Annotated in this window: 23 protein-coding genes; 11 read left to right on the top strand and 12 right to left on the bottom strand. The window is 61.1% G+C overall.

Annotation, left to right across the window (positions count from 1 at the left end):
• Positions 1 to 100: 100 nt before the first annotated feature.
• Entirely contained in the window at positions 101 to 712 is a 612-nt protein-coding gene (gene sod / locus BN2694_RS02590; protein ID WP_135662329.1) for a superoxide dismutase, read from the bottom strand.
• Between the two features lie 221 nt (positions 713 to 933).
• Positions 934 to 2,343: a cryptochrome/photolyase family protein gene (locus BN2694_RS02585; RefSeq protein ID WP_135662327.1), complete on the bottom strand. Its 1,410-nt coding sequence runs from the start codon at positions 2,341 to 2,343 to the stop codon at positions 934 to 936.
• A gap of 112 nt (positions 2,344 to 2,455) precedes the next feature.
• Between BN2694_RS02585 and BN2694_RS02580 the strand changes: the two genes are divergently transcribed.
• Positions 2,456 to 3,259 (top strand): enoyl-CoA hydratase/isomerase family protein, encoded by an 804-nt coding sequence (locus tag BN2694_RS02580; RefSeq protein WP_135662325.1) that lies wholly within the window; start codon positions 2,456 to 2,458, stop codon positions 3,257 to 3,259.
• Between the two features lie 17 nt (positions 3,260 to 3,276).
• Here BN2694_RS02580 and BN2694_RS02575 read toward each other — a convergent pair whose 3' ends face one another.
• Together BN2694_RS02575 and BN2694_RS02570 are read right to left on the bottom strand one after the other, a co-directional pair.
• Complete coding sequence (locus BN2694_RS02575; protein WP_135662323.1) at positions 3,277 to 3,555, bottom strand: UPF0058 family protein; 279 nt, start codon at positions 3,553 to 3,555, stop codon at positions 3,277 to 3,279.
• Positions 3,556 to 3,768: 213 nt separating this feature from the next.
• The gene (locus BN2694_RS02570) at positions 3,769 to 3,984 is read right to left on the bottom strand and encodes a ribbon-helix-helix domain-containing protein (protein WP_135662321.1); all 216 of its coding nucleotides are present in this window, start codon (positions 3,982 to 3,984) and stop codon (positions 3,769 to 3,771) included.
• Positions 3,985 to 4,207: 223 nt separating this feature from the next.
• Here BN2694_RS02570 and BN2694_RS02565 point away from each other — a divergent pair, with 223 nt between their 5' ends.
• On the top strand, positions 4,208 to 5,563 hold the full coding sequence (locus BN2694_RS02565) for an isochorismate synthase (RefSeq protein WP_135662319.1): 1,356 nt from the start codon (positions 4,208 to 4,210) through the stop codon (positions 5,561 to 5,563).
• A complete protein-coding gene (gene menD, locus BN2694_RS02560) occupies positions 5,560 to 7,326 on the top strand; it encodes a 2-succinyl-5-enolpyruvyl-6-hydroxy-3-cyclohexene-1-carboxylic-acid synthase (RefSeq protein ID WP_135662316.1) in 1,767 nt (588 codons plus the stop codon). The genes BN2694_RS02565 and menD overlap by 4 nt, the downstream gene beginning before the upstream one ends.
• 77 nt (positions 7,327 to 7,403) lie before the next feature.
• Here the strand turns inward: menD and BN2694_RS02555 are convergent, their stop codons facing one another.
• Complete coding sequence (locus BN2694_RS02555; RefSeq protein WP_135662313.1) at positions 7,404 to 8,297, bottom strand: DnaJ domain-containing protein; 894 nt, start codon at positions 8,295 to 8,297, stop codon at positions 7,404 to 7,406.
• A gap of 71 nt (positions 8,298 to 8,368) precedes the next feature.
• The gene (locus BN2694_RS02550; protein WP_135662312.1) at positions 8,369 to 8,770 is read right to left on the bottom strand and encodes a helix-turn-helix domain-containing protein; all 402 of its coding nucleotides are present in this window, start codon (positions 8,768 to 8,770) and stop codon (positions 8,369 to 8,371) included.
• A gap of 219 nt (positions 8,771 to 8,989) precedes the next feature.
• Between BN2694_RS02550 and trxA the strand changes: the two genes are divergently transcribed.
• Both trxA and BN2694_RS02540 read left to right on the top strand, forming a co-directional pair.
• Positions 8,990 to 9,403, top strand: coding sequence for a thioredoxin (gene trxA, locus BN2694_RS02545; protein ID WP_135662310.1), 414 nt, complete (start codon positions 8,990 to 8,992; stop codon positions 9,401 to 9,403).
• Between the two features lie 189 nt (positions 9,404 to 9,592).
• Positions 9,593 to 9,772, top strand: coding sequence for a DUF7836 family putative zinc-binding protein (locus tag BN2694_RS02540; RefSeq protein WP_135662308.1), 180 nt, complete (start codon positions 9,593 to 9,595; stop codon positions 9,770 to 9,772).
• Between the two features lie 4 nt (positions 9,773 to 9,776).
• Here BN2694_RS02540 and BN2694_RS02535 read toward each other — a convergent pair whose 3' ends face one another.
• Positions 9,777 to 10,181 (bottom strand): translation initiation factor IF-2 subunit beta, encoded by a 405-nt coding sequence (locus BN2694_RS02535; RefSeq protein WP_135662306.1) that lies wholly within the window; start codon positions 10,179 to 10,181, stop codon positions 9,777 to 9,779.
• Between the two features lie 230 nt (positions 10,182 to 10,411).
• Here BN2694_RS02535 and BN2694_RS02530 point away from each other — a divergent pair, with 230 nt between their 5' ends.
• Positions 10,412 to 10,648, top strand: coding sequence for a UPF0058 family protein (locus BN2694_RS02530; RefSeq protein ID WP_135662303.1), 237 nt, complete (start codon positions 10,412 to 10,414; stop codon positions 10,646 to 10,648).
• A 158-nt stretch (positions 10,649 to 10,806) separates the two neighbouring features.
• On the opposite strand, the gene BN2694_RS02525 is transcribed toward BN2694_RS02530, so the two are convergent.
• Positions 10,807 to 11,313 carry a DUF555 domain-containing protein gene (locus tag BN2694_RS02525; protein ID WP_135662301.1) on the bottom strand — a complete coding sequence of 169 codons (507 nt, stop codon included), beginning with the start codon at positions 11,311 to 11,313 and terminating at the stop codon, positions 10,807 to 10,809.
• Between the two features lie 89 nt (positions 11,314 to 11,402).
• Between BN2694_RS02525 and BN2694_RS02520 the strand changes: the two genes are divergently transcribed.
• Entirely contained in the window at positions 11,403 to 12,344 is a 942-nt protein-coding gene (locus tag BN2694_RS02520; protein ID WP_135665395.1) for a DNA-3-methyladenine glycosylase family protein, read from the top strand.
• 76 nt (positions 12,345 to 12,420) lie between these two features.
• Positions 12,421 to 12,699: an acylphosphatase gene (locus BN2694_RS02515; RefSeq protein ID WP_135662299.1), complete on the top strand. Its 279-nt coding sequence runs from the start codon at positions 12,421 to 12,423 to the stop codon at positions 12,697 to 12,699.
• On the opposite strand, the gene BN2694_RS16930 is transcribed toward BN2694_RS02515, so the two are convergent.
• A complete protein-coding gene (locus BN2694_RS16930) occupies positions 12,696 to 12,848 on the bottom strand; it encodes a hypothetical protein (protein ID WP_167879919.1) in 153 nt (50 codons plus the stop codon). The two genes, BN2694_RS02515 and BN2694_RS16930, sit on opposite strands and share 4 nt — an antisense overlap.
• 107 nt (positions 12,849 to 12,955) lie before the next feature.
• On the opposite strand from BN2694_RS16930, the gene BN2694_RS02510 reads away from it, so the two are divergent.
• On the top strand, positions 12,956 to 14,410 hold the full coding sequence (locus BN2694_RS02510) for an NAD(P)H-hydrate dehydratase (protein WP_135662297.1): 1,455 nt from the start codon (positions 12,956 to 12,958) through the stop codon (positions 14,408 to 14,410).
• Positions 14,411 to 14,567: 157 nt separating this feature from the next.
• Here the strand turns inward: BN2694_RS02510 and BN2694_RS02505 are convergent, their stop codons facing one another.
• The 3 genes from BN2694_RS02505 to BN2694_RS02490 form a co-directional block, all read right to left on the bottom strand.
• On the bottom strand, positions 14,568 to 17,891 hold the full coding sequence (locus BN2694_RS02505) for a PAS domain-containing protein (RefSeq protein WP_210408900.1): 3,324 nt from the start codon (positions 17,889 to 17,891) through the stop codon (positions 14,568 to 14,570).
• A 356-nt stretch (positions 17,892 to 18,247) separates the two neighbouring features.
• Complete coding sequence (locus BN2694_RS02495; RefSeq protein ID WP_135665393.1) at positions 18,248 to 19,135, bottom strand: M48 family metallopeptidase; 888 nt, start codon at positions 19,133 to 19,135, stop codon at positions 18,248 to 18,250.
• A gap of 259 nt (positions 19,136 to 19,394) precedes the next feature.
• Positions 19,395 to 19,721: a HalOD1 output domain-containing protein gene (locus BN2694_RS02490; RefSeq protein ID WP_135662291.1), complete on the bottom strand. Its 327-nt coding sequence runs from the start codon at positions 19,719 to 19,721 to the stop codon at positions 19,395 to 19,397.
• A gap of 261 nt (positions 19,722 to 19,982) precedes the next feature.
• Between BN2694_RS02490 and BN2694_RS18220 the strand changes: the two genes are divergently transcribed.
• Together BN2694_RS18220 and BN2694_RS02480 are read left to right on the top strand one after the other, a co-directional pair.
• Positions 19,983 to 20,441, top strand: a complete 459-nt coding sequence (locus tag BN2694_RS18220; protein ID WP_135662289.1) for a DUF7575 domain-containing protein — start codon at positions 19,983 to 19,985, stop codon at positions 20,439 to 20,441.
• Positions 20,438 to 21,046, top strand: coding sequence for a TetR/AcrR family transcriptional regulator (locus BN2694_RS02480; RefSeq protein ID WP_135662287.1), 609 nt, complete (start codon positions 20,438 to 20,440; stop codon positions 21,044 to 21,046). The genes BN2694_RS18220 and BN2694_RS02480 overlap by 4 nt, the downstream gene beginning before the upstream one ends.
• Positions 21,047 to 21,166 lie beyond the last annotated feature (120 nt).

Below are 21,166 nucleotides of genomic sequence, written 5' to 3'. Positions count from 1 at the left end.
CTGCAGCTCACGACTGCCAGCGATCGACGACAGCAATTTCGACGAGCGGTATGACTGTCCGTCCACAATGTCGAAAAAACAGGTAATGACGGTGGGGTCGTTACTCGAAGTGGTCGAGACACTTCGCGTATTCTTCGTCTACTTTCTCCCAGTTGACGACCTCGAAGAAGGCGTCAATGAAGCTACCGCGGTCTGGGCCGTAGTCGTAGTAATAGGAGTGCTCCCAGACGTCGAGTGCCATGATCGGATGGGAGCCCCACAGCGCGCCGTTGTCGTGTTTGTCGACCGCGACGTTCCGGAGTTGCTTGCCAACGGGGTCGTACACCAACAGCGCCCAGCCACCGGCGGCACCCGCGGCGGCCTCGAACTCGGCCTTCCAGGCGTCGTACGATCCGAAGTCTGCCTCGATGCGGTCTCGAAGCTCACCCTCGGGCTCGCCACCGCCGTTCGGGGACATGTTCTCCCAGAACAGCGTGTGCAGGTAGTGCCCTGAACCGTTGTGGGTGACGTTGCCCAGCGCACCGCCGGTCGAGCTGTGGTCGCCCGACGCGCGGTTCTCGGCGAGCGTCTCCTCGGCGGCATCGAGACCGTTGACGTAGCCCTGATGATGGGTGTCGTGATGCCACTCGAGAACCTGCTCGGAGATGTGCGGTTCGAGGGCGTCGTAGTCGTACGGCAGGGGCGGGAGTGCGGGGTCGGATCGCTCTGACATGTGAAATTCCTCCATCATTTCTGATGATCGGACACCTGTTAAAGCTTTAGATGGAGAATGTTAACAAATGGCTTGGACCGGCAGAAAGGACTCCGTTGTCCGGCGAATTTCACCCCCTAATGATCTGACCGCGAACTGTCTAGAAGTGTATCCATTCGTGGGAATGTTCGAACCGCTGGAACGACCGTCAAACCACGCCGCAGTCATCGCACCGAAACTCGCTACTCCTCGCCGCGCGCCCGTTCGAAGGTAGAGAGTGCTTGCTCGCGGCGTTCGCCGTGATCGACGATCGGTGCCGGATATTCGGGGGCGTGCATCTCTCGCGCCCCGGGATCGAGTTCGTGCCAGGAGTGGATCACGTCAGCCGGGACGCCTGCGAGTTCGGGGACATACTCGCGTATGTATTCGGCGTCGGGATCGTAGCGCTCGCCCTGGGTCATCGGGTTGAAGATCCGGAAGTACGGTTGGGCGTCCGTTCCCGTCGAGGCGGCCCACTGCCAGCCGCCGTTGTCGTTGGCCGTGTCGTGATCGACCAGCTTCTCCCGGAACCACTCATACCCCTCACGCCAGTCGATCAGCAAGTCCTTCGTCAGGAACGAAGCGACGATCATCCGGACGCGGTTGTGCATGTACGCCTCCGCTCGTAGCTGGCGCATTCCGGCGTCGACGATCGGATACCCCGTCTCGCCGTCTTTCCACGCTTGCAGTCCCGTCGGATCGTCCCGCCACTCGATCGGATTCTCGTACGCCTTGTAGTTTTCCGTGACGACTCCGGGATTGAACCACAACACCTGGGTGTAGAACTCCCGCCAGGCCAGCTGAGACTGGAACTCGGTCACGGACTCGCGGGCCGCTTCGTCCGGCGCTGTGTCGTGAGCCGTCTCGGTCGCATCGTAGACTTCCCGGACACCGATCGTTCCGAATTTCAGGTGTGGTGATAGCTGAGACGTACAGCCATCGGCTGGATAGTCTCGTCGCTCCTCGTAGCGGTAGATGTTCTCGGTACAGAAGTCCTCGAGCAGGCGCCGTGCTGTGGCCGGGCTCGCATCGGGGACCGCCGCCTCCGGTTCGGGAACGCCCAGCGCCTCCAGGGTCGGTAAGGGCACGTCGTCTTCGACCGACGCCAGGTCGTCCGCTGTCGGAGCATCGATCGGTTCAGCCTTCTCGCGGTCGCGCCACTTCCGCCAGAAGTAGGTAAACACCTGGTAGGGGTCGCCGTCGTTGGTCCGGATCGTCCCCGGCTCGTGGTGGACTGCGTCGTGAACTGCCTCCCGCGTTACCCCCGCGTCGGCGAGCGCCTGCCGGACAGCGCTGTCCCGACCCCGGGTCAGCCCCGAGTAGTCGCGGTTCCAGGTGACGGCGTCGATGTCGTGCTCGACGGCCAGTTCCGGGAGGACCTCGGCTGGCTCGCCTCGGCGGACGACGAGATCACTCCCCGCTTGGCGGTAGGCCTCACGTAACGACGCGAGGGCGTCGAGGACGAACGCGACGCGTGGCGGCCCAGCGTGTTCCAGAACGGTCGGATCGAGCACGAAGGCCCCCAGAACGGGGCCGGACGCGTCGATCCCATCACCAGCGAGACCTCGGTTGTCCGCGAGCCTGAGGTCCCGCCGGTGCCAGTGTATGCGCATGGTAGCACCTGGAGCGCAACTCACGTCAATGCTGGGCCTTGTTGTGGTCAACCTTCACGGGACCGCTGCTCCACCTCAAGCCTTAACCGGGTGCCCCCGCCAGTGAGAAGTCATGGCTGAACCGGTCCGCTACCGGGTCACCGAAGCGGTCACGACAGTGAGTATCGTCGATCCCGATCGACGGAACATCCTGACCCCGGCCGTCGTCGAGGGGCTGGAGGAAGCGCTGACTGCCGGCACAGACACGCGTTGTCTGCTGTTGCGTGGCGAAGGCGAGACCTTCTGTGCGGGCGGTGATCTGGCTGGCATCGTCAGTCACGCGAACGGAGAACTTACGAGCGACGCGTTGCTGGATCGTCTCGAACGGATCGACGCCCTGATCGAGCGGCTCTATCGGTTCCCGGCGCCCACCGTGGCGGCAGTCGAGGCGCCGGCTTTCGGCATCGGCGGCGCGCTGGTACTGGCCTGTGATCTCGCGATCGGCGCAGCCTCAGCCGGGATCGGTTTCGGCTTCGGCCGGGTCGGCATGGCCCCGGGTGGCGGAACGTCCGTGCTCCTCCCACGTGCAGTCGGACCGTCAACGGCCAGAGAATTGCTGTTTACCGGCGAACTCATCGATCCGGATCGTGCAGCGGCCCTGGGACTGTTCGATCGGGTCTACCCGGAGCAAGACTTCAGGACGGGAGTCGCGTCGTTCGTCGACGCGATCGCGAGTGACGGCCGTGATCCAACGCTGGAAGCCAAGCGTCTCCTCACTGAAAATGACGGGGTCTCGCTGTCCGCCGCGATGGCGGCCGAACGGGCGGCCCAGCGTCGGCTTCTCGGAACGGACGCACAAAGAGAGCGCGTGCGATCGTTTCAGGACGGCGGGGAGTCGGGACTCGAGAACGACCCGTCGACAGTCGACGAGGAATGACGTGGGATCGACAGCCCTCAGAGTTTGCTCTCGGCGTCCTCGGCGAGTTCCTTCATGCGTTTGCCGACACGGCCGGCGTCTGAAAACTCGTCTTCGCTCATCGCGTTGGCGAGTGCGTTACCGAGGACGAAGACGGCATGTTTATGCTCGCTCTTGGACATGTGGACGTCCGCGGGCGTGACGTCCAGCTCCTCGTAGGGGTCGAACAGCGTCCCGTCGACGCTGTCCTGCTCGCGGAAGTAGTCCTTGATCTGGACCATGTGCTCGTGTAACTCCAGAAGTTCGTCTTTGTGCATCCTTACCCGTGATTTGTGGAGAATACGGCTTAAGGATTGCCCGTCAACGGCTACCAGACGCCGACGAATCGGTATTGTCGTAGATGGAACATCGACACATCGGATTTACCGTGGATGGGACACTGATTGCCGGCCTTGCTCGACCCAAGAAGTGACTACGCAGGCGGCATCAACTCACCCCTGATTTCAGGTTGCAAAGAAGACGTGGGGGAATCAGAACACGTACTCGTCCTCGTGACCCATCATCCCGTCGTCTTCGAATCCGGGTTCTTCCTCGTCGTCAATTGGACCACTCGTCTTGTAGGCCTTCAATCCCGTCGAGAGGAGGTCTTCGATCGCTTCTTCGCGGTTCAGGAACTCCCCTTCTTCGACCAGTTGTGCGATCTGCATCTCGAGATGTTCCGGGACTGTGATCTCTACTTTCGCCATCGGGTCATCGGGGGTTAACGGGAGGGGTATTTAAGCCTGACGGGGGGAATACCAGACGTGATACGAATACTTCCCGTTGACTCAATTTTCTTTGGAAATCGTTGTTTGCCTGCTTCCGTTTTCGACATCTTCCGGCACTTTTTTCCCTCTCTGGTAGGGCTCCTCGACCGGGCTGTCGGGGGTATCGTCAGCCCTTAATGGATTGTGACCCAAGTAAGGCAAGATGGAGTCAGCGCGCGCCGACGTGGTTGAATCCGACGAGGACGGCGAACCGCTCGTCGTTCGCGGCGAGGCCATCGCCGACGGGATGTCTCTCCCCGTGCTCGCGGCGGACGGGGACGAGCGGGGGTCTATCGTCTGGCAGGGACCTGATGAACGCGTTCTGGCGATGGGTGCCGCGGAAACGATCACCGCGAGTGGCCCGGGACGGTTCGAGTCTGTCCGTCGCCGCGCAGCGACGCTGTTTGCCGACCGGGACGTCCCGACGGAGCTGCCGGCGTTCGCACGACCGCGGCTGTTCGGCGGATTCGCCTTCCACGAGGGGAGGACCGAACGACATGATGATCCCGACTGGACCGGATTCCCCGACGCACGCTTCGTTCTCCCGGCCGTCAGCCTGATCGAACGCGACGGAGAACGATGGCTGACCGCGAGTGCGCACGGACCCAACGCCGAGAGCGAGGCCGAGCGGACGCTCGAACGGTGGCGCTGTCGGCTGGAAGACGGGGGCGAGCGCCACAGTGAACCGCCGGGCATCGCCGGTCGACACCAGCTCCCGGATCGCGACGCATGGACGGCACAGGTCGAGGCAGCGCTCGAACGCGTCGACCGAGGCACTCTCCGAAAGGTGGTGCTCGCGGGGGCGCAGTCGGTCGACCTGGAGGGTGACCTGTCGGTGCCGGCCGTGATCGAGCGCCTGGCCTCGACGTATCCGGATTGCGTCCGGTTTGCCTTCCGTCCCGAGCAACCGGGTGCCGGGACGTTCTTCGGTGCGACGCCTGAACGGCTCGTGAGCCGTCGGGGCCGAACCGTCGAGACGACGGCGTTGGCCGGATCGGCGGGACGCGGCGAGACGACAGACGAAGACGCGTGGCTCGCCGACCGATTGCGTTCGAGCGGGAAGGACCGCCACGAACATGCCCTCGTGGTCGAGGCGATCCGAGAGCAACTCGAAGACGTCGCCGAAACGGTCGAGACCGGCGACCGGACGATCAGGAAGCTCGCAACCGTCCAGCACTTACAGACCCCGATCACGGCGACACTTGAGACGGACGTCCACGTGCTGTCGCTGGTGGCTGCGTTGCACCCGACGCCGGCGGTCGGCGGGTTGCCACCGGACGCGGCACTATCGGCGATCCGCGAGGCTGAAGCGTTCGACCGTGGCTGGTACGCCGCCCCGATCGGCTGGTTCGACCCGACGGGTGACGGCGAGTTCGCCGTCGGCATCAGGTCAGCGCTGGCTCGTGATCGGAACGCAACGCTGTTCGCCGGGGCCGGCATCGTCGCCGACAGCGACCCCGACGCCGAGTGGGACGAGATCCACTTGAAGTACCGACCGATTCTCGACGCGCTACGATGACGGCCCCCAACCGGAACACGCTCTGGGCACGAACGTTGGTCGACGAACTGGCTGCCGCCGGGGTTCGGACGGCGATCCTGGCGCCGGGCAGTCGCTCGACGCCGCTGACGGTCGCCTTCGCCGAGCACGAGGACGTTGCGACGCTATCACTGCTGGACGAGCGTTCGGCCGCGTTCTTCGCGCTGGGCCGCAGCAAGCGTACCGGTGAACCCACAGCCATCGTCACGACTTCCGGGACTGCGACGGCGAATCTCCACCCGGCCGTCCTCGAAGCCGACGCGGCCCGCGTGCCACTGGTCGTCCTCACTGCGGATCGCCCACCGGAACTCCACGATAGCGGCGCGAACCAGACGATGGATCAGGAGCGCCTCTACGGCGATGCAGTCCGTCACTACCGGACGCTCCCGGAGCCTGCACCCCGGCCCCGAGCTCTCCGATCGCTCCGTGTTACTACCTCGCGGGCGGTCGGGACTGCGCTGGGAACACCACCGGGACCGGTCCACCTCAACGTCCCGTTCCGCAAGCCCCTGGAACCGACGCCGGTCGACGGTGACGTGCCGGCAGATCTGGCCGACCGGGCATCCCTGGCCGTGGATGGTCGTGATGGGCCGTTCGTTCAGGTCAGCCAGGGACGTTCGGAACTGCCGGCGGAAGACCTAGCCGACGTCACCGTAGCGCTCGAAGGTGCCAATCGGGGATTGATCGTCACAGGCCCGGCGAACCACCCAACGCCATCTCGGGATACCCTGGCCGCGCTGGCACGAGCGACGGGGTTCCCGGTACTGGCCGACCCACTCTCGGGCCATCGGTTCGGCCACACCGCCAAGGGCGATCCGGTGATCTGTGGCGGATACGACTCGTATCTCGACGCCGCCGATGCGTGGGGCTGGCCCGATCCCGACGTGATCCTCCGGTTTGGCGCCTCGCCGACTTCGAAAGTCACGCGCCAGTACCTCCGGGACGTCGACGCGAGGCAGTTCGTCGTCGATCCGGCAGGCGGCTGGCCGGAGGCGGAGTTCACGGCAAGTGACCTTCTCGTCGCCGATCCGAGTGTCCTCGCCCGTCGCCTGGCCGAGCGAGTGGACGACGACGGACACCCTGCCTGGCGCGAGCGGTTCGAAGACGCCGAATCGACGTACTGGTCGCTGGTCGAACGTAAGTTCGAGACTGACTTAGCCGACTTCGAGGGGGCGGTCCTCTCGACAGTCGCCGCGGAGGTCCCGGCGGGTGCGACGCTGGTCGTCTCAAACAGCATGCCCGTCCGTGACCTGGACCGCTTTGGCCGTCCTCGATCGGCGGCCATTCGGGTGCTAGGCAACCGGGGGGTCAGCGGTATCGACGGTGTCACCAGCACTGCTCTCGGTGCTGCCGGCGAGGGTCCGCTCGTCCTCGCGATCGGCGACCTGGCGTTCTACCACGACATGAACGGGCTGCTCGCCGTGGAGCACTGTGACGTGGATGCGACGATCGTCCTGCTCAACAACGACGGCGGCGGAATCTTCCACAAACTCCCCATCGAAGACTTCGATCCACCGTTCACGGAGTACTTCGAGACGCCCCACGGACTGGAGTTCTCTCCCGTCGGCGACCTCTATGGGGCCGAGTTCGTCCGCGCGGACTCGATCGAGGCGTTCCGATCGCTGTACGCCGAATCCCTCGATAGCGACGGAACCCAAATACTCGAAGTGCGAACGGACGCCACTATGAGCCATCGATATCGCGAGAGGCTCCACGAACGCGTCCGGGAATGTGACGCCCCATAGCAGCGGCGTCCTGGCCGGCCACGGCATCAAGCCAGCGAGACGTGTACATTGTCAGAGCCAGCGATACGAAACCATCGTCAGAGCCAGCGATACGAAAACACCGCTAGGGCCAGAGGGCCGGCAGTCGCGACGAGCGCCCCGAGCGTTTCGATCGACAGGACAGATATCTTTCCGAGGGCGATGACAACGCCGGTGATCAGCGTCCAGAAACTGAAGACAGGAATACTGATCGACGGAACCGCCACGAGATAGATCACCAGTGCGATAGCACAGCCACCGATAACGAGCCTGAATACTAGCGGGAGCTGTGGCACGAGACTCGACACGGCAAGAACTGGGTAGGCTATCAGCGTCGATAGCAGGAGGATCGATCGTTCACTCCGCGGCCCGGCGTACCCGGACGTCGAGGTCGACTCATAGGAGGGCGCCCGGGTACGGCTCGCCCAGTCGACGCCTCCCGGATTTACGTTCGCGGTCGCACTGTCTGTCGCCCCGGCCTGTCGCCGATGGTTGGTCCTCGCACGCCCGGCCGCAAAATCATTATCAACTCCGCCGGATTGTCTTCGGTGTCCGGTTTCAGACTGGCCGGTAGAACGGTCGTGATCGGCCCTGTCGGTTTGTTCTCGGTGTCCGGTTTCGTTTGGCTCGGACGCAAAGTCGCGGGTATCCGCGTCGGGGCTGGCGGTCGCCTGGCCTGACTCGTTCTCGGCCGATTTCACCGATTCGGTCGGATCGTGGGTGTCCGTGACGTCCACATAGGTCTCGTGTCCGAGACGATCGTAGCGCTGTCGCTCTTCCTCATCGGTAAGGATGTCGCCTGCCTCGATCACAGCTTTGACCGCATCGGTCGTGGATGCATCGTCACACACGTCCGGATGCGTATCTTTGAGCCGCTCGCGGTACGCAGCTTTGACGTCCTCGTCAGAGGCACCGGGGGAGATCTCTAGGACGTCGTAGAACGTCCGGACCATCGGGTACCGATTATACGATTGTCAGGTACAAACGATCTTCGGTTGAACGGACCGGATGGTGCCGGACGCGTTCAACTGTGCTCGCCGTCGATAGTGATTTCGGAGTCGTACTTCTGACGGAACTCGCTGATGAGTTGGCCCATCTTCGCGTACCAGTCGTTGAGCGTCCGTTGCATTTCGTCTGCGACCTGCTCGGGATCGGTCGGATGGTAGACGTGGTAGTATCCCCCCTGCTCGTAGTTGACTTGTTCTTTCTGGATAAACCCCGACTGGAGGAGGCGCTGGACTGCCCGATAGGCTGTCGACCGCTCGCGATCGACCGCGTCGGCGATCTCGTCGATCGTCAGCGGCTCGTCCGTTTGGGTCAAGGTCCTGAAGACCTCCTTGTCGAGTTCCTTGAGCCCATGAATGCACTCCAGTAGCCCCTCACACTCCATGTCCTGTTTGAGATACTCGGCCATTGACGCTGACATTACTGACCGAGAGTTGGAGAGACACGTTCAAAAGTGTTGTGTGAAGAGTGCATCACTGTGAATCCACTCCCCAGTTCTACACGATTCCGGAATCCGCCAGGGGCCAGAAACAGTCCGGTTAACTGATGGGATGGTGAGTCTCATCACTAGAAAGCCAAGAACAGTATTGTACAGTATTTCAAAATCCTTAAGCCCTTCTGGGGGATAGACACAGTCGAGATGACCGACGCCGAGGACATCGAAGCGATCAAACAACGCAAGAAAGAGCAACTCATGCACCAGGACGAACCCGAAGCGAGCCAGCAGCAAGCACCGAACGAGCCGATTCACGTCGAAAGTACCGACGAGTTCGATTCGATTGTCGACGACCACGATGTCGTGTTCGTCGACTTCTACGCGGACTGGTGTGGTCCGTGCAAGATGCTCGAACCGATCGTCGAAGACCTGGCCGCCGAGACCGACGCCGCGGTCGCCAAAGTCGACGTCGACGCCCACCAGAAACTCGCCAGCCGATTCCAGGTGCGGGGCGTCCCGACGACCGTGCTGTTCGCCGGTGGCGAGGTCGCCGAGCAGGTCGTCGGCGTCCGGGACCAGAGCCACTACACGTCGTTGATCGAACGACACACCGCCTGAACCTCCGACAGCTGTTTTCTTCTGTCCACCATTCCGTCCATCCGATGGCCGGGTCAGAGATAGGATTGCCATAGTGGCTGAGCACCCTTCACGGCACTCGACAAGGCCGGATACTCACAGATGGGCTATCCCTCCGTATCGGGATAGTGACAAAGTTTATCATGAACCGTCCGCCATTGTGATCCATAGATGGAAGAAGCGTACGTTCGCCTATTGTGTCCTGACTGTACCAAAGAGTGGCAATCCACGCCCCGAGACCTCCCCGCCCCCGAGCACACGTTCCGATGCCCGGAATGTGACGAACAACGACGACTTTCGGAGTTCATGCGCACCGAACACGATCTGGAAACGTTGCGCGAACTGCAGTGACCGGTCACCCGCTAGTTGCCGATCGAGCGCCACAGGCCTCACACCGTAGCAGGATCGCACCCTGTTCGCGCACCAGTTGTGTGTCCGGCAGTCCACACTCCGAACAGATGACGAACTCGTCGGTGTAGGCATCGATCGCGTCCGCGATGCGACGCTGGCGAAACTCGCCAGTCAGACGTGCACGGCCGCTCTCGTCGATATGACCGCTCGTTCCCAGTTCGTCCTGCAGGAACTTCATGACGTGATCGTCCTCGCGGTCGAGACGCCGGGTCGTCGCCTGGAAGTTCTCGTAGACGGTGACGTTACCCTCTTGGCGGACATCCGGATCCGGGACATCGAACCGATCGGACCCTGACTCGATGTCTGGCGTCTCCTCGATCGCCCGGTCGAGCATGTCGTCGTATTCCATGCCCGGAAGTTACCCATCGGTCAGTAAAAACCTTTCAACCCTCATCCGAGAGGCCTGTCGCCCTCTGTGTCGGAAGGCACTATTGCTGACCTGTACTTTCACCTGTCACTTTGACAGTCGAGCGCGAATCGAGATGAATCAACCGTTAGGAACCGCCTGCGTGCCGGAGACGTATGGTAACAGTTCTCAGAGTAGTACTATAACCCTCCAGTCATTACGGGCAAGTGACCATGAAAAAGCAGGAGCTCATCCATCTCCATGGGCTGCTTGCGCAGGTACGTGACCACTACGAAGAAACGGTCGGCGAGGAAGTCGGCCACGAACGGTACACGGAACTCGGCGTCAAGCCCACATCCATTCACAAGTCAAAGACAGATCATAAAGACGCTGTCTTCGCACTGGCGGACGGCATTACTAGCGAATTCAGCGAAGACGAGGTCGAGCGCGTCTCCGCGGCCGCCGACTGAGAGTTCTGCGACCGCAGTCGTATCGACGCGACGTGGGATTCTCACCGTCGACAACGGTGGTCTCCGGCCGGTAATCGAGCAGTGGCGACTGACAATCAAATCATGGCCGGCACTGGACCAATGTGAATCTTCGACGGCTGAGAAAGTGTACTGTCTCGTTACTCGTCGATCAGTTCCTCGAACTCCGGTAACACGTCGTCTTCACGGGCTGGCCCGGTCGGGGACGTGTCCTCGCTCGATCCGTTCTGCTCGTCCGTCGATGCCGTCTCTTCGTCGGCTTCACTGTCGTCATTGTCTTCGGCTTCACTGTCGTCACCGTCGTCTTCGGTCTCGATCTCTTCGATTTCGAGGACGTCAAGCGGGATGTTCTCTAAGCGCTGTCCGATCTCCTTGCGGGCGATTCGGGCGGCGTGTTCGTCGCGCTCGACATTGAAAACGGTCATCTCGAGTTCGAGGGCGACCAGACTCTCGTCGGCTGCGATGAAGGCGGGGTCCATCTCCTCACCACAATGTGGACACTTGCGAGCCCCCATGTTGATTTCGACGTAATTGAGGTCGGGGTTGAGCATCTCCCCCGTCTTCGAGATCGCGATGCGCACCGCCTCGTCTGCGGTCTCCACGTCGTAGACTGGGACGGCAGCTTCGACGACAACGCGACAGTTCATACGTGTGAGTTCTACCGCCTCCGATATGAAGGTTAGCCCGCCCGCTGACTCGAAACCGACAAAGGGACGGCTTTCCCATGTCTGGGCAGATGGACTCCGGGACGCTATCGACTGATGCAGTCGGGCCGTTCGATCTGCAGTCGACACTCGAGAGCGGACAGACCTATCTCTGGAGCCGTGAGGACGGGACGATGTACGACCGCTCTGATACCTACGGCGGCAACGCCTGGTACTCGACAGTGGTTCGACCGGAGCATGCCACGCCGGACGACCCTCTTAGCACGACTGCAGGACCACAGGTGATCCGTGTCCGGCAAGTCGACGGTCGTATCGAGTGGACCGCGACGTTCGACGCCGAGGTTACCCTCCGCCGCAGGCTCCGCCTCGGGGACGACCTGACGACGATCCGGAAGCGGACTCCCGACGATCCGATCCTGGACGCGGCGTTCGACCGCTACTGGGGGATGCGCGTGGTACGCGATCCGCCTTTCGAGACGTTGATCTCGTTCATCTGTTCGGCTCAGATGCGCGTCGCCCGCATTTACGACATGCAACGGGCACTCGCCCGGGAGTTCGGCGAGTCCGTCACCGTCGACGGCAAGACGTATCACGCCTTTCCCACGCCTGACACCCTCGCGTCGGCGACAGAGGCGCAATTGCGTGATCTCGGCTTGGGCTATCGGGCACCGTACGTACAGCGAAGCGCAGAGATGGTGGCGGATGGCGAGGCCCGTCCCGAGGAAGCGGCCGAATTGACCTACGAACAGGCCCGCGAATCGCTCACGCGGTTCGTCGGCGTCGGCGAGAAGGTCGCCGACTGTGTCGCACTGTTCTCGCTTGGCTTTCTCGAAGCGGTACCACTGGACACCTGGATCCAGACGACCATCGCGGAGTACTTCCCGGAGTGCGATGGGGAAAACTACGCCGAGACGTCGCGGGCGATCCGCGAACGCCTCGGTGGGGAGTATGCGGGCTACGCCCAGACCTACGTCTTCCATCATCTCCGGAACGGCGGCGAAGCGTCGGATTGAGACGAGCAGACCGACACGGCGGAGAGTGTAGACGATGGGCAGTAGCGTTTTTGGCCTGGGAGCCGGAGCCGTGGTCATGAGCGAACGCACGCATGCCCACGTCCACGTCACCGGACGAGTCCAGGGTGTGTTTTTCCGGGCGACGACGCGCGAACGGGCGGCCGAACACGATGTCGACGGCTGGGTAAAGAACCTCGCCGATGGCCGCGTCGAAGCGGTCTTTGAAGGGGCCGAAGAATCAGTCGAGGCTATGATCGAGTTCTGCCACGAGGGGAGTCCCCAGGCTCGCGTCGAAGACGTCGAGGTCGAGTATCAGGAGCCGACGGGTTCGGACGGCTTCCAGATCCGTCGCTAAAGCTCGGCGAGAGAGTCGTACTCCGCCCAGCACTCACACTCGAGGTCGTCTATCGACGTCACTTCGTCGGGCAGATCCGATAGCGGCATCCAGCCGTCCTCCTGCTTCTCGCAATCGTCGTGGTGAACGGAGAAATCGTCGTCAGCCATCAACGGCATCACCTACTGATTGGTCCGCGACGCGGAAAAGCGGACGGATCGGTTTCGGTTGCTGAGAATGCTGAACAGTTAACCCGCCGGCAGACCAACCGGTGGACATGACTTTCGGGAGCACCATTACCGGCGCGGAGATGGCCGTCGTCGACGCGAATGCCGCCGCACTCGGGGTTCCACCGAAGCAACTCATGGAGTCGGCCGGCGGCGCAATCGGTCGCACTGTCCGGGAGATGCGCGATCCGGACGATCGCGTCGAGATCGTCGCCGGCACCGGCAACAACGGCGGCGATGCGCTCGTCGCGGCCCGATTCCTCGAGGCGTTGGACCTTCGGGTCACGTTACTCGGGCAGCCGGACGCGATCTCGACCACGATCGCTCGGGAGAACTGGGACGCCCTCGACCGGACCGGGATCGAGACCCGGACCGTCAGTGATTCGACAGCGTTCGATCTCGATGACCCGGACGTGATCGTCGACGCGATGCTCGGCACGGGAATCTCGGGAGCCCTGCGCGAACCGGTCGCGACCGCCGCCGCGGCGATCAACGACGCCGACGCGATGGTCCTCAGCGTGGACGTCCCCTCTGGCCTGGACGCCACCGCGGGGACGCTGGCCGAGGGCGCTGTCGAGCCGGATCGGGTGGTGACTTTCCACAAACCGAAACCCGGGCTTGCCGAGCTGGCGGTTCCCGTCGAGGTCGCCGACATCGGTATTCCCGACGCCGCCGAGGGCGTCGTCGAGTCGGGTGATCTCCTTTGGCTCTCCCGGCCCGTGGACAGCCACAAGGGCGAGTTCGGCGAGGTACTGGTCGTCGGCGGCGGCCCCTACACGGGCGCGCCGGCGTTGGCCGCCCAGTCTGCGCTTCGGGCGGGCGCGGACCTCGTCCGGGTGGCCTGTCCGGAGTCGATCGCCGACACAGTCGGAGGCTACAGCGAGAACCTGATCGTCCGCCCGTTCGCTGGCGACTGCTTCGAGTCGGACGCTGTCGATCACGTCCTCGAACTCGCAACAGCGCACGATACTGTCGTTCTGGGTCCGGGACTCGGACGTACGGAACCGACTCTCGATGCAGCCCGGAACTTCCTGGCTGAGTTCGACGGTACAGCAGTCGTCGACGCCGATCCCCTCGGCGTGGTTCCCGAAGTGGAGACGGATGCGACGCTGATCTGTACCCCACACCGGGGAGAGTTCGAACGGATGGGTGGGCGCTCGGCCGACGACGTGGACGACCGTGCCGACGCTGTCGCGGAGCTGGCCGCCGACCTCGACGTAACGCTGCTCGTGAAGGGACCGACTGACGTGATATCGGACGGCAAGCGAACGCGACTCAACCGGACCGGGAACCCAGGGATGACAGTCGGTGGAACCGGCGACGTGCTCGCAGGCGTCACGGGCGCGCTGGCCGCCACGCTTGATTCACATCCGGCAGCGGGCCTCGGCGCGTACGTGACGGGTCGGGCCGGCGATCTCGCCGTCGACGACCGGGGCTATGGACTCGTCGCGACGGATCTACTCGATCGCGTCCCGACGGCGATGTGGGACGAGCGAGAGCGGTGAACGCTGACGTCGTATAGTTACGAACACTTCCGTGTGGCACGCAAACGTCCTGCTCGATGGGAGTCACCGCTGCGATCGGAAACCATGGTGACGCGTCGTAAGCAGATGCCCTCCAATCCGGGGCAGAAGAGAGCTACACCAACGGACACAGGTCCCGTTACGTGTCACTCGTCTCGACGTCGGTGATCTCGAACCTGGCGCCGCCGGTCTCGCTGTCTGTCACCCGTATCTCCCATCCGTGCGCGTCGACGATCTCCTCGACGATCGACAGGCCAAATCCGGTCCGTTCGTCCCCTGTCGAAAATCCGGTATCGAAAATTTCGTCGCGGTCGTCCTCCGAGATACCTGACCCGTCGTCCGCGACGTAGAACCCATCGTCGAGATCGCCCACGGTAACAGTCACGGTCTCGCCGCCGTGTTCGACGGCGTCCTGACGAACTTGTGAGTCAGGGCTCGTGGAGCCATGCTCCACGGCGTTCGTGAACAGGTTCTCGAACAGTTGTTTCAACCGGCCAGGGTCAGTGTCGATCGTCTGCTCGGCTTCGACGATGAGTGTCGCATCGTGTGTCATCACTGACTCCCAACAGCGCGAGGCCGTCGTTCCGAGATCAGTCGCTTCGAGATCGCTTGCCTGCTCGCCCTCTCGGGCAAGCGTGAGGAGATCGTCGATCAACGCGAGGCTACGCTCGACCGCGTCGGCCGCCTCGTCGAGAGAATCAGTGTCAGACGTTTCCCGTGCAAGTTCGATACGCCCACTCGCGACGTGCAGTGGGTTCCGGAGATCGTGACTGATCACACTGAGGAATCGATTGAGGCGCTCGTTTTGCTGCTGTAATTCCTGTTCCCGTCGCTTCTGGTCGGTAATATCGATATGGATCCCAACGGCGCGGCTCGGCTCACCGTCCGACGTTCGTTCGACCACTTTTCCGATGTCTCGGACCCACTTCCAGTCACCCTCCGCCGTACGTATCCGATATTCGGTGTCGTAGTAATCGGTTTCGCCCCCGATGTGGCCGTCCAGTGCCGCTTGCACGGCCTCTCTGTCGTCCGGGTGGACGCGCTTCTCCCACGCATCGAGGTGGGGTTCTATCTCCTCGAGGGTATACCCAAGCATCTCCGCCCACTGAGTGTTATATTCGACCTCGTCACTCAGCATGTCCCAGTCCCAGACACCCAACCCCGTCACCTCGATGGCCAGATTCAGCCGCTCTTTCGTCATTCGGAACTCACGTTCGGCTCGTTTGCGTTCAGTAATGTCACGGGCGATCGACAGGATGGACCGTTCGCCGCGGAACGTCACCGTTGTCGCGTTGATCTCGACCGGGATGGTCTCCCCGGACTGCGTGCGGAGTTCGGTTTCGAACACCGATCGGCCTGTCGCCATGATCTCCCGGGCGCGCTCGGAAACTTCCTGTAAGTCTTCTGTGGCGTTGAGATCTGCCGGTGTCATCGTGAGAAGTTCGTCCTCAGTGAAACCGTACCGTTCGACAGCAGCTCGATTGACGAACGTGAACGATCCGTCCGGAGGGTGGACGAAGATGGCGTCGTTCATTTCATCCAGTACGGATTCGAGATTCTCCCGCCGCTTTGTCCGTTCCGTGACGTCCCGATAGACCCAGAGATGACCGGCCTCGTTCGACAGTTCGATCGGTTGGTAGGTGCGTTCGATCGTACGGCCATCAGTGAGTTTTAGTTCTTCAGTGACCGCGGATTCGTCTCTCGAAACTAACTCATCGATCTGTTCGACGAAGCGTTCCGGATCGACGAATTGCTCACTGACGTCCTCGGCGATCTGTACACAGTCTGTGCCGACGGCGTCCGCCGGCCTCCCCGGAATGTCAAACAGTTCGAACAATGGCTCGTTGGTCGCCAACACGTTCCGTGATTCGTCTTCGGCGAGAACGCCGACCGGGAGCGTCTCGATCAGCGTCGACAGGACCGTCGTCGTCCGTTCGAGGTCCTGCTGGTGTTCCTTTCGGTCAGTGATGTCGCGATTGTTCGTAACGATCCCGTTGATCGGGTCTGTCTCGAGCTGGTTCGTTCCGTTGATTTCGAGCCACCGCCACTCGTCCTCGGCCGTTCGAAACCGGCATTCGACCGTGATCGTCCCGTCTGGTTCGTCGACGATGGTTTCGAACGCAGATCTGACCTCGTCCACGTCCTCGGGGTGGACGTAGTCGAACCCGTCCCGGGCGACCAATTTCCCCGGATCATAGCCCAGAATGCGCGTGACAGCGGGGCTCTGGTACTTGATTGTCCCGTCCGTATCGAGAACGGTGACGATATCGGTCGATTCTTCCAGATAGGCTTCGTACCGTTCGAGTTCACGTTCCCGTCGCTTTCGCTCGGTGATGTCCGTGATGAACCCCTCTAGTATTTCGGTATCCTGTACGGTGGAGTCGACCAGCTGTCCGCGTTCCCACATCCATCTGCTGGTGCCGTCCTTCGTTCGAATTCGATAGGTAACTTCGAACGGCCGGTCCGCTTCAATGGCGTTCTGGACACGTTCCCACAACTGGTCTGCATCAGCCGGATGCAGAACGTCTTCGCCCCAGCTGACGTCGCTGCTCTCGATAGCATCGGTAGTGTATCCGGTGAGCGCTTCACATTCTCCTCTCACGAACTCCATAGGCCATTCAGATTCGTTCCGGCACCGATAGGCAATCCCGGGGAGGTTGCCGATCAGCGTCTCCAACCGTCGGTGCTGTTCTCTCCGGTCGGTGATATCACGGGCGAAGCCGACGACCCGGACGACAGTCCCGTCCTCGTCGAAGACGGGTTCGCCTTTCATCCATGCCGCTCCCTGTTCGTCATCACCACGCAGAATCCGGAATTCGATGTCGATCTGTTCCCCGTTCGAGAGGCGCTCCATGGCGTTTTCGATACGGTCTCGATCGCCGGGATGCACGCCGTTCAGGAAGTCCTGTGGATCGTTCCTGATCGCGGATTCGGGTCGATTCCAGACGTCTTCGTAGCCGGAGATGAAAACGAGTTCCTCCCACGCACGATCGAACATCCACAGACAGTCGGTGGTGCTTTCAGAGAGCTCCGTCAGTCGCTTCCGCGTCCGTTCGGCTTCCTGACGGGCACGATATTGTTCGACACTGTTCGCGATTCGATTTGCCAGGACAGTGTACTGGTCCGTGCCGCCTTCCTTTTGCATGTACTCGGTTACGCCCGCCGAGATAGCGTCGCTGGCGACTTCTTCGGATCCCCTGCCAGTAAAGAGAACGAACGGGAGGTCCGGACGGGTTTGACGGACCGTTTCGAGAAATTCGATCCCGTTCCGGCCGGGCATCTCGTAATCGGAGACGATACAATCGGCCTCGAACCCGCTCAAGACCGCCAACCCGTCTTCGGCGTTTGTCGCGGTCTCGACGGTGAATCGGTCGTCCTCGCGTTCGAGAAACGTCGCGGCTAGATCGGCGAAATCCGGCTCGTCGTCGACGTGGAGTACTCGGATCGTTTCGGTCCTATCCACCATGCATTTGGACTCGATACTGAGACAAAAGCGGGCACGAACTTAAGCGATTGTCCCGGCGGCTGACCCGCTGAAAGCATCGACAGCGTCTCGAATGGCTGGGAACGGAGCAGTCAGGCAAACGTTTGATACGCGATACAGAGGGCCACGACAAGACATGCAACACCGAGTCCACGAATGAGCCACGTCCACTGGTCAAAGAACGATTCGTGCGTGTCTGTGCCGTAGCTACCACGACCCCGACGGTTCGGCCCAACGAAGATGGATAGCTGAAGGACCGCTCGCGGCGCAACGATTAATATGGTGCCGAACAGCACACCGAGGATGGTCGCGAGCAGTTCGCGGATGCCAGGCATCTACGATCGGAGTCGCTGGATACGCTTCTCCATCGGGGGGTGGGTGGAGACGATTTGTTGGAGGAAACCACGGTCAGGGCTGGAAATACAGAGTGCACTCACCTGTTTATCAATGTTCGCGTTTCTAGAGCGGCGATTGCTCTGTCCGTGACCGCGGCCGCGCCGATTGGCTGACCCACGGCCATGTTGGACAGGCCGAGTCGACGCTTGGGCCTGCTGGCCCCCTTGCTGGATTTTCTCAAGGGCGCGAGCCAGTGGTTCACCACGTCCGATAACTCCCTTGGCATCGGCGTCGGCGACGTACTCGCGGTACCGAGAGATAGCGAGCACGAACAGCGTCACGATGAACTGGACGATGTTCCCGACGATGACGGCCAGGAAGAAATCAGCAAAGTCGTTCTCGCCGGTGAACAGCACGATATATTGAGCGACGATGGCGACAATCGAGGCGATGCCCTGGCCGAGTTGCATCGTGATGACATCTCGGCTGTCGATGTGGGCCAACTCGTGGGCGATGACTCCGTGAAGTTCGTCGCGGTCAAGCAGCTCGATGAGTTCCTTGGAGATGACCACAGTCCCGTTGCCACGGCGACCGACTGCGAACGCATTCGGGACGCCCATATTGGCGATTTTCAACGACGGCTTTTTCAGATCCTTTTTACGGCAGACTTGCTCGACGAACTGGTGAATGTGGGGATTTTGCTGTTCGGACAGATCTTCTGCACCAACGCTCCGTAACGCGGCCAACTTCCCGATCTTGTACTGTGCGCCGACGAGGAGAAGACTACCAACGATGGCAATCGGTAGAATACCCTGTCCGAACGCGACTATCGCTGCCGCCACGGCCACAAGGTAGAATCCAGCGAGAAGTGCACCGACGACCGCCATCCGAAGTTTGAGTCCTACGTGTCGCATGTAAACAATTTTATAGCGAGATTCTCGGTAGTGCAGTCCGTTTCGACGGTGGCTGGTCCATCGGTCTGGGTCAGTCTCCAGTTGATAAATTGTGTACTGGTCCTTGCCTCGGTATCGGGGGTGTAAACGGGGAACCCCTCCGGGGCATGCTGTCTCGCTTTTGCTTGACCGACTCCGGCAATCAGTTCTGTACTGGATCTATGTGTCCCGATGAATATGTCCATCTGTGGTGTTAGTCAACCCCGTTTCGTCCACGATCAGTGAGTCTGACCGCGAGTCGCCCATCACTGTGAACCGAAACAACGCACTCTGAAATGGGGAACTTGACAACTCCTGTCGAGGGCGTCGGGGGTGCGTCGTCTCTGCCGAACAGCTGACTGAGCGCGAAGGCATGCGCCCGGTCGTATCGAGAAGCAATTGCTGAGCGGGCATCGCCGGTGACGGTTGAGACGGCGTCTGTGACGGCCTCATAGAGCGGTGTCTCATCACCCCAGCGAGCGAGATAGCGGCCGTGCCACGGTGCTGTTGATTCGTCAGCGGGTCGGTGTTCGTCGGTCATGGCTTGTTGGGGCGCTTGGATTTGCGCTGCATGGCTTACTGAACGTTCGGTAAGTATCAATCTTTTGTCTCAGATCTCCCTTGAGAGCGGAGCCAGTTCGTCTCGGGGGTTACTCTCAGCCGTACCCGATATATCCCCGAATCGAACACTAAAGACAGTAATTCGTCCGATTTCGAGTTATAGTCGATGTTCTTTTTCTCTCTGTAGAACACCACGCGTCGGACGAAGTCTTTTTTGCCTACCGAACGTTCAGTTAGTGGTATGGTACAGTCCTCGCTCCGAAACAATCCACTGGTCGCTGCGCTCTTGGGAATGGTAGTCACTGGACTCGGCCACCTGTATCTCCGGCGTTGGCTCAGAGCCGTCGGATGGCTGGGGGTTACCATCGTCACTTCCGTACTGTTCATCCCTGAGTCGACGATATCCGCTATTAATTCGGGGACACTCGGTGATCCCATTTCGATCCTTCCGATCGTTCTCATTAGTGCCGCCAGCGCTCTCGATGCGTATCTCATCGCGAAGAGTAAATTGCAAACCGACGGAGCCCGAGCGGCCAATACTGTCGGGCCAACAGGAGACGATGAATCTCCAGCCTGTCCTGCCTGTGGAAAACCATTCGATCCTGAGCTCGGATTCTGTCACTGGTGTACGACCGAGTTCGAGGTTGTGAACGTCACCGAACTGGAGCGACCCGACGAGAACCACTCGAACAGACGATGACTATCGATTCACCCGAAAAGACCTGGAGCACCGCCAAAGAAGAGATTATGGAGGCCACCTATCGAGCACTGCTCGAACACGGCTACGCTGACCTGTCGATCTCCCGAATCGCTGACGAACTCGACAAATCGAAAGCCGCCATCTACTATCACTACGATACAAAAGACGATCTTCTGGCTGCGTTTCTGGAGTTCGCTGTCGACAGATTCGAAGAGACGATCAAAACAGAGACGGGCGATGAACCATCAGAGGCTCTTGAGCATGTCATCGAAAAGCTCCTCCCACTTCGGCCCGGTGAGGAACAACGGCAACTTCAAGAGGTGCTAGTCGCCCTCCGCTCACAAGCGGTGACGAACGAGGTATTTCGCGAGCAATTCACGCAGATCGACGAGCGACTGGCAGCCACCATCCGGGGCATCGTTGAGCTCGGCATCGACGAAGGCATCTTCCGTGATGTTGACTCCTCGCGGGTCGCGGAGCATATCTTAGCTACGATCAACGGTGCGATGTACAGTCGCGCGACGACAGACCGCGAAGACGCTACTGCTGCAGCTCGTGTGTCGCTTTCTTCGTATATCAATTCCGAACTGAGGCGTAGCACGTAAGTGCGCGTGACATCGACATCATCGTGAGTGAACTTCTAAAGGCGCTGGTCGTACTATGGCTGCCGATCGTTCTTTCGATACTGCTCCAAGTCGGCTACAACCTCGCCGACACCTTCTGAG

It is taken from the genome of Halorhabdus rudnickae, assembly GCF_900880625.1.
GTDB lineage: Archaea > Halobacteriota > Halobacteria > Halobacteriales > Haloarculaceae > Halorhabdus > Halorhabdus rudnickae.
This window is presented reverse-complemented; position numbering and strand designations above follow the sequence as displayed.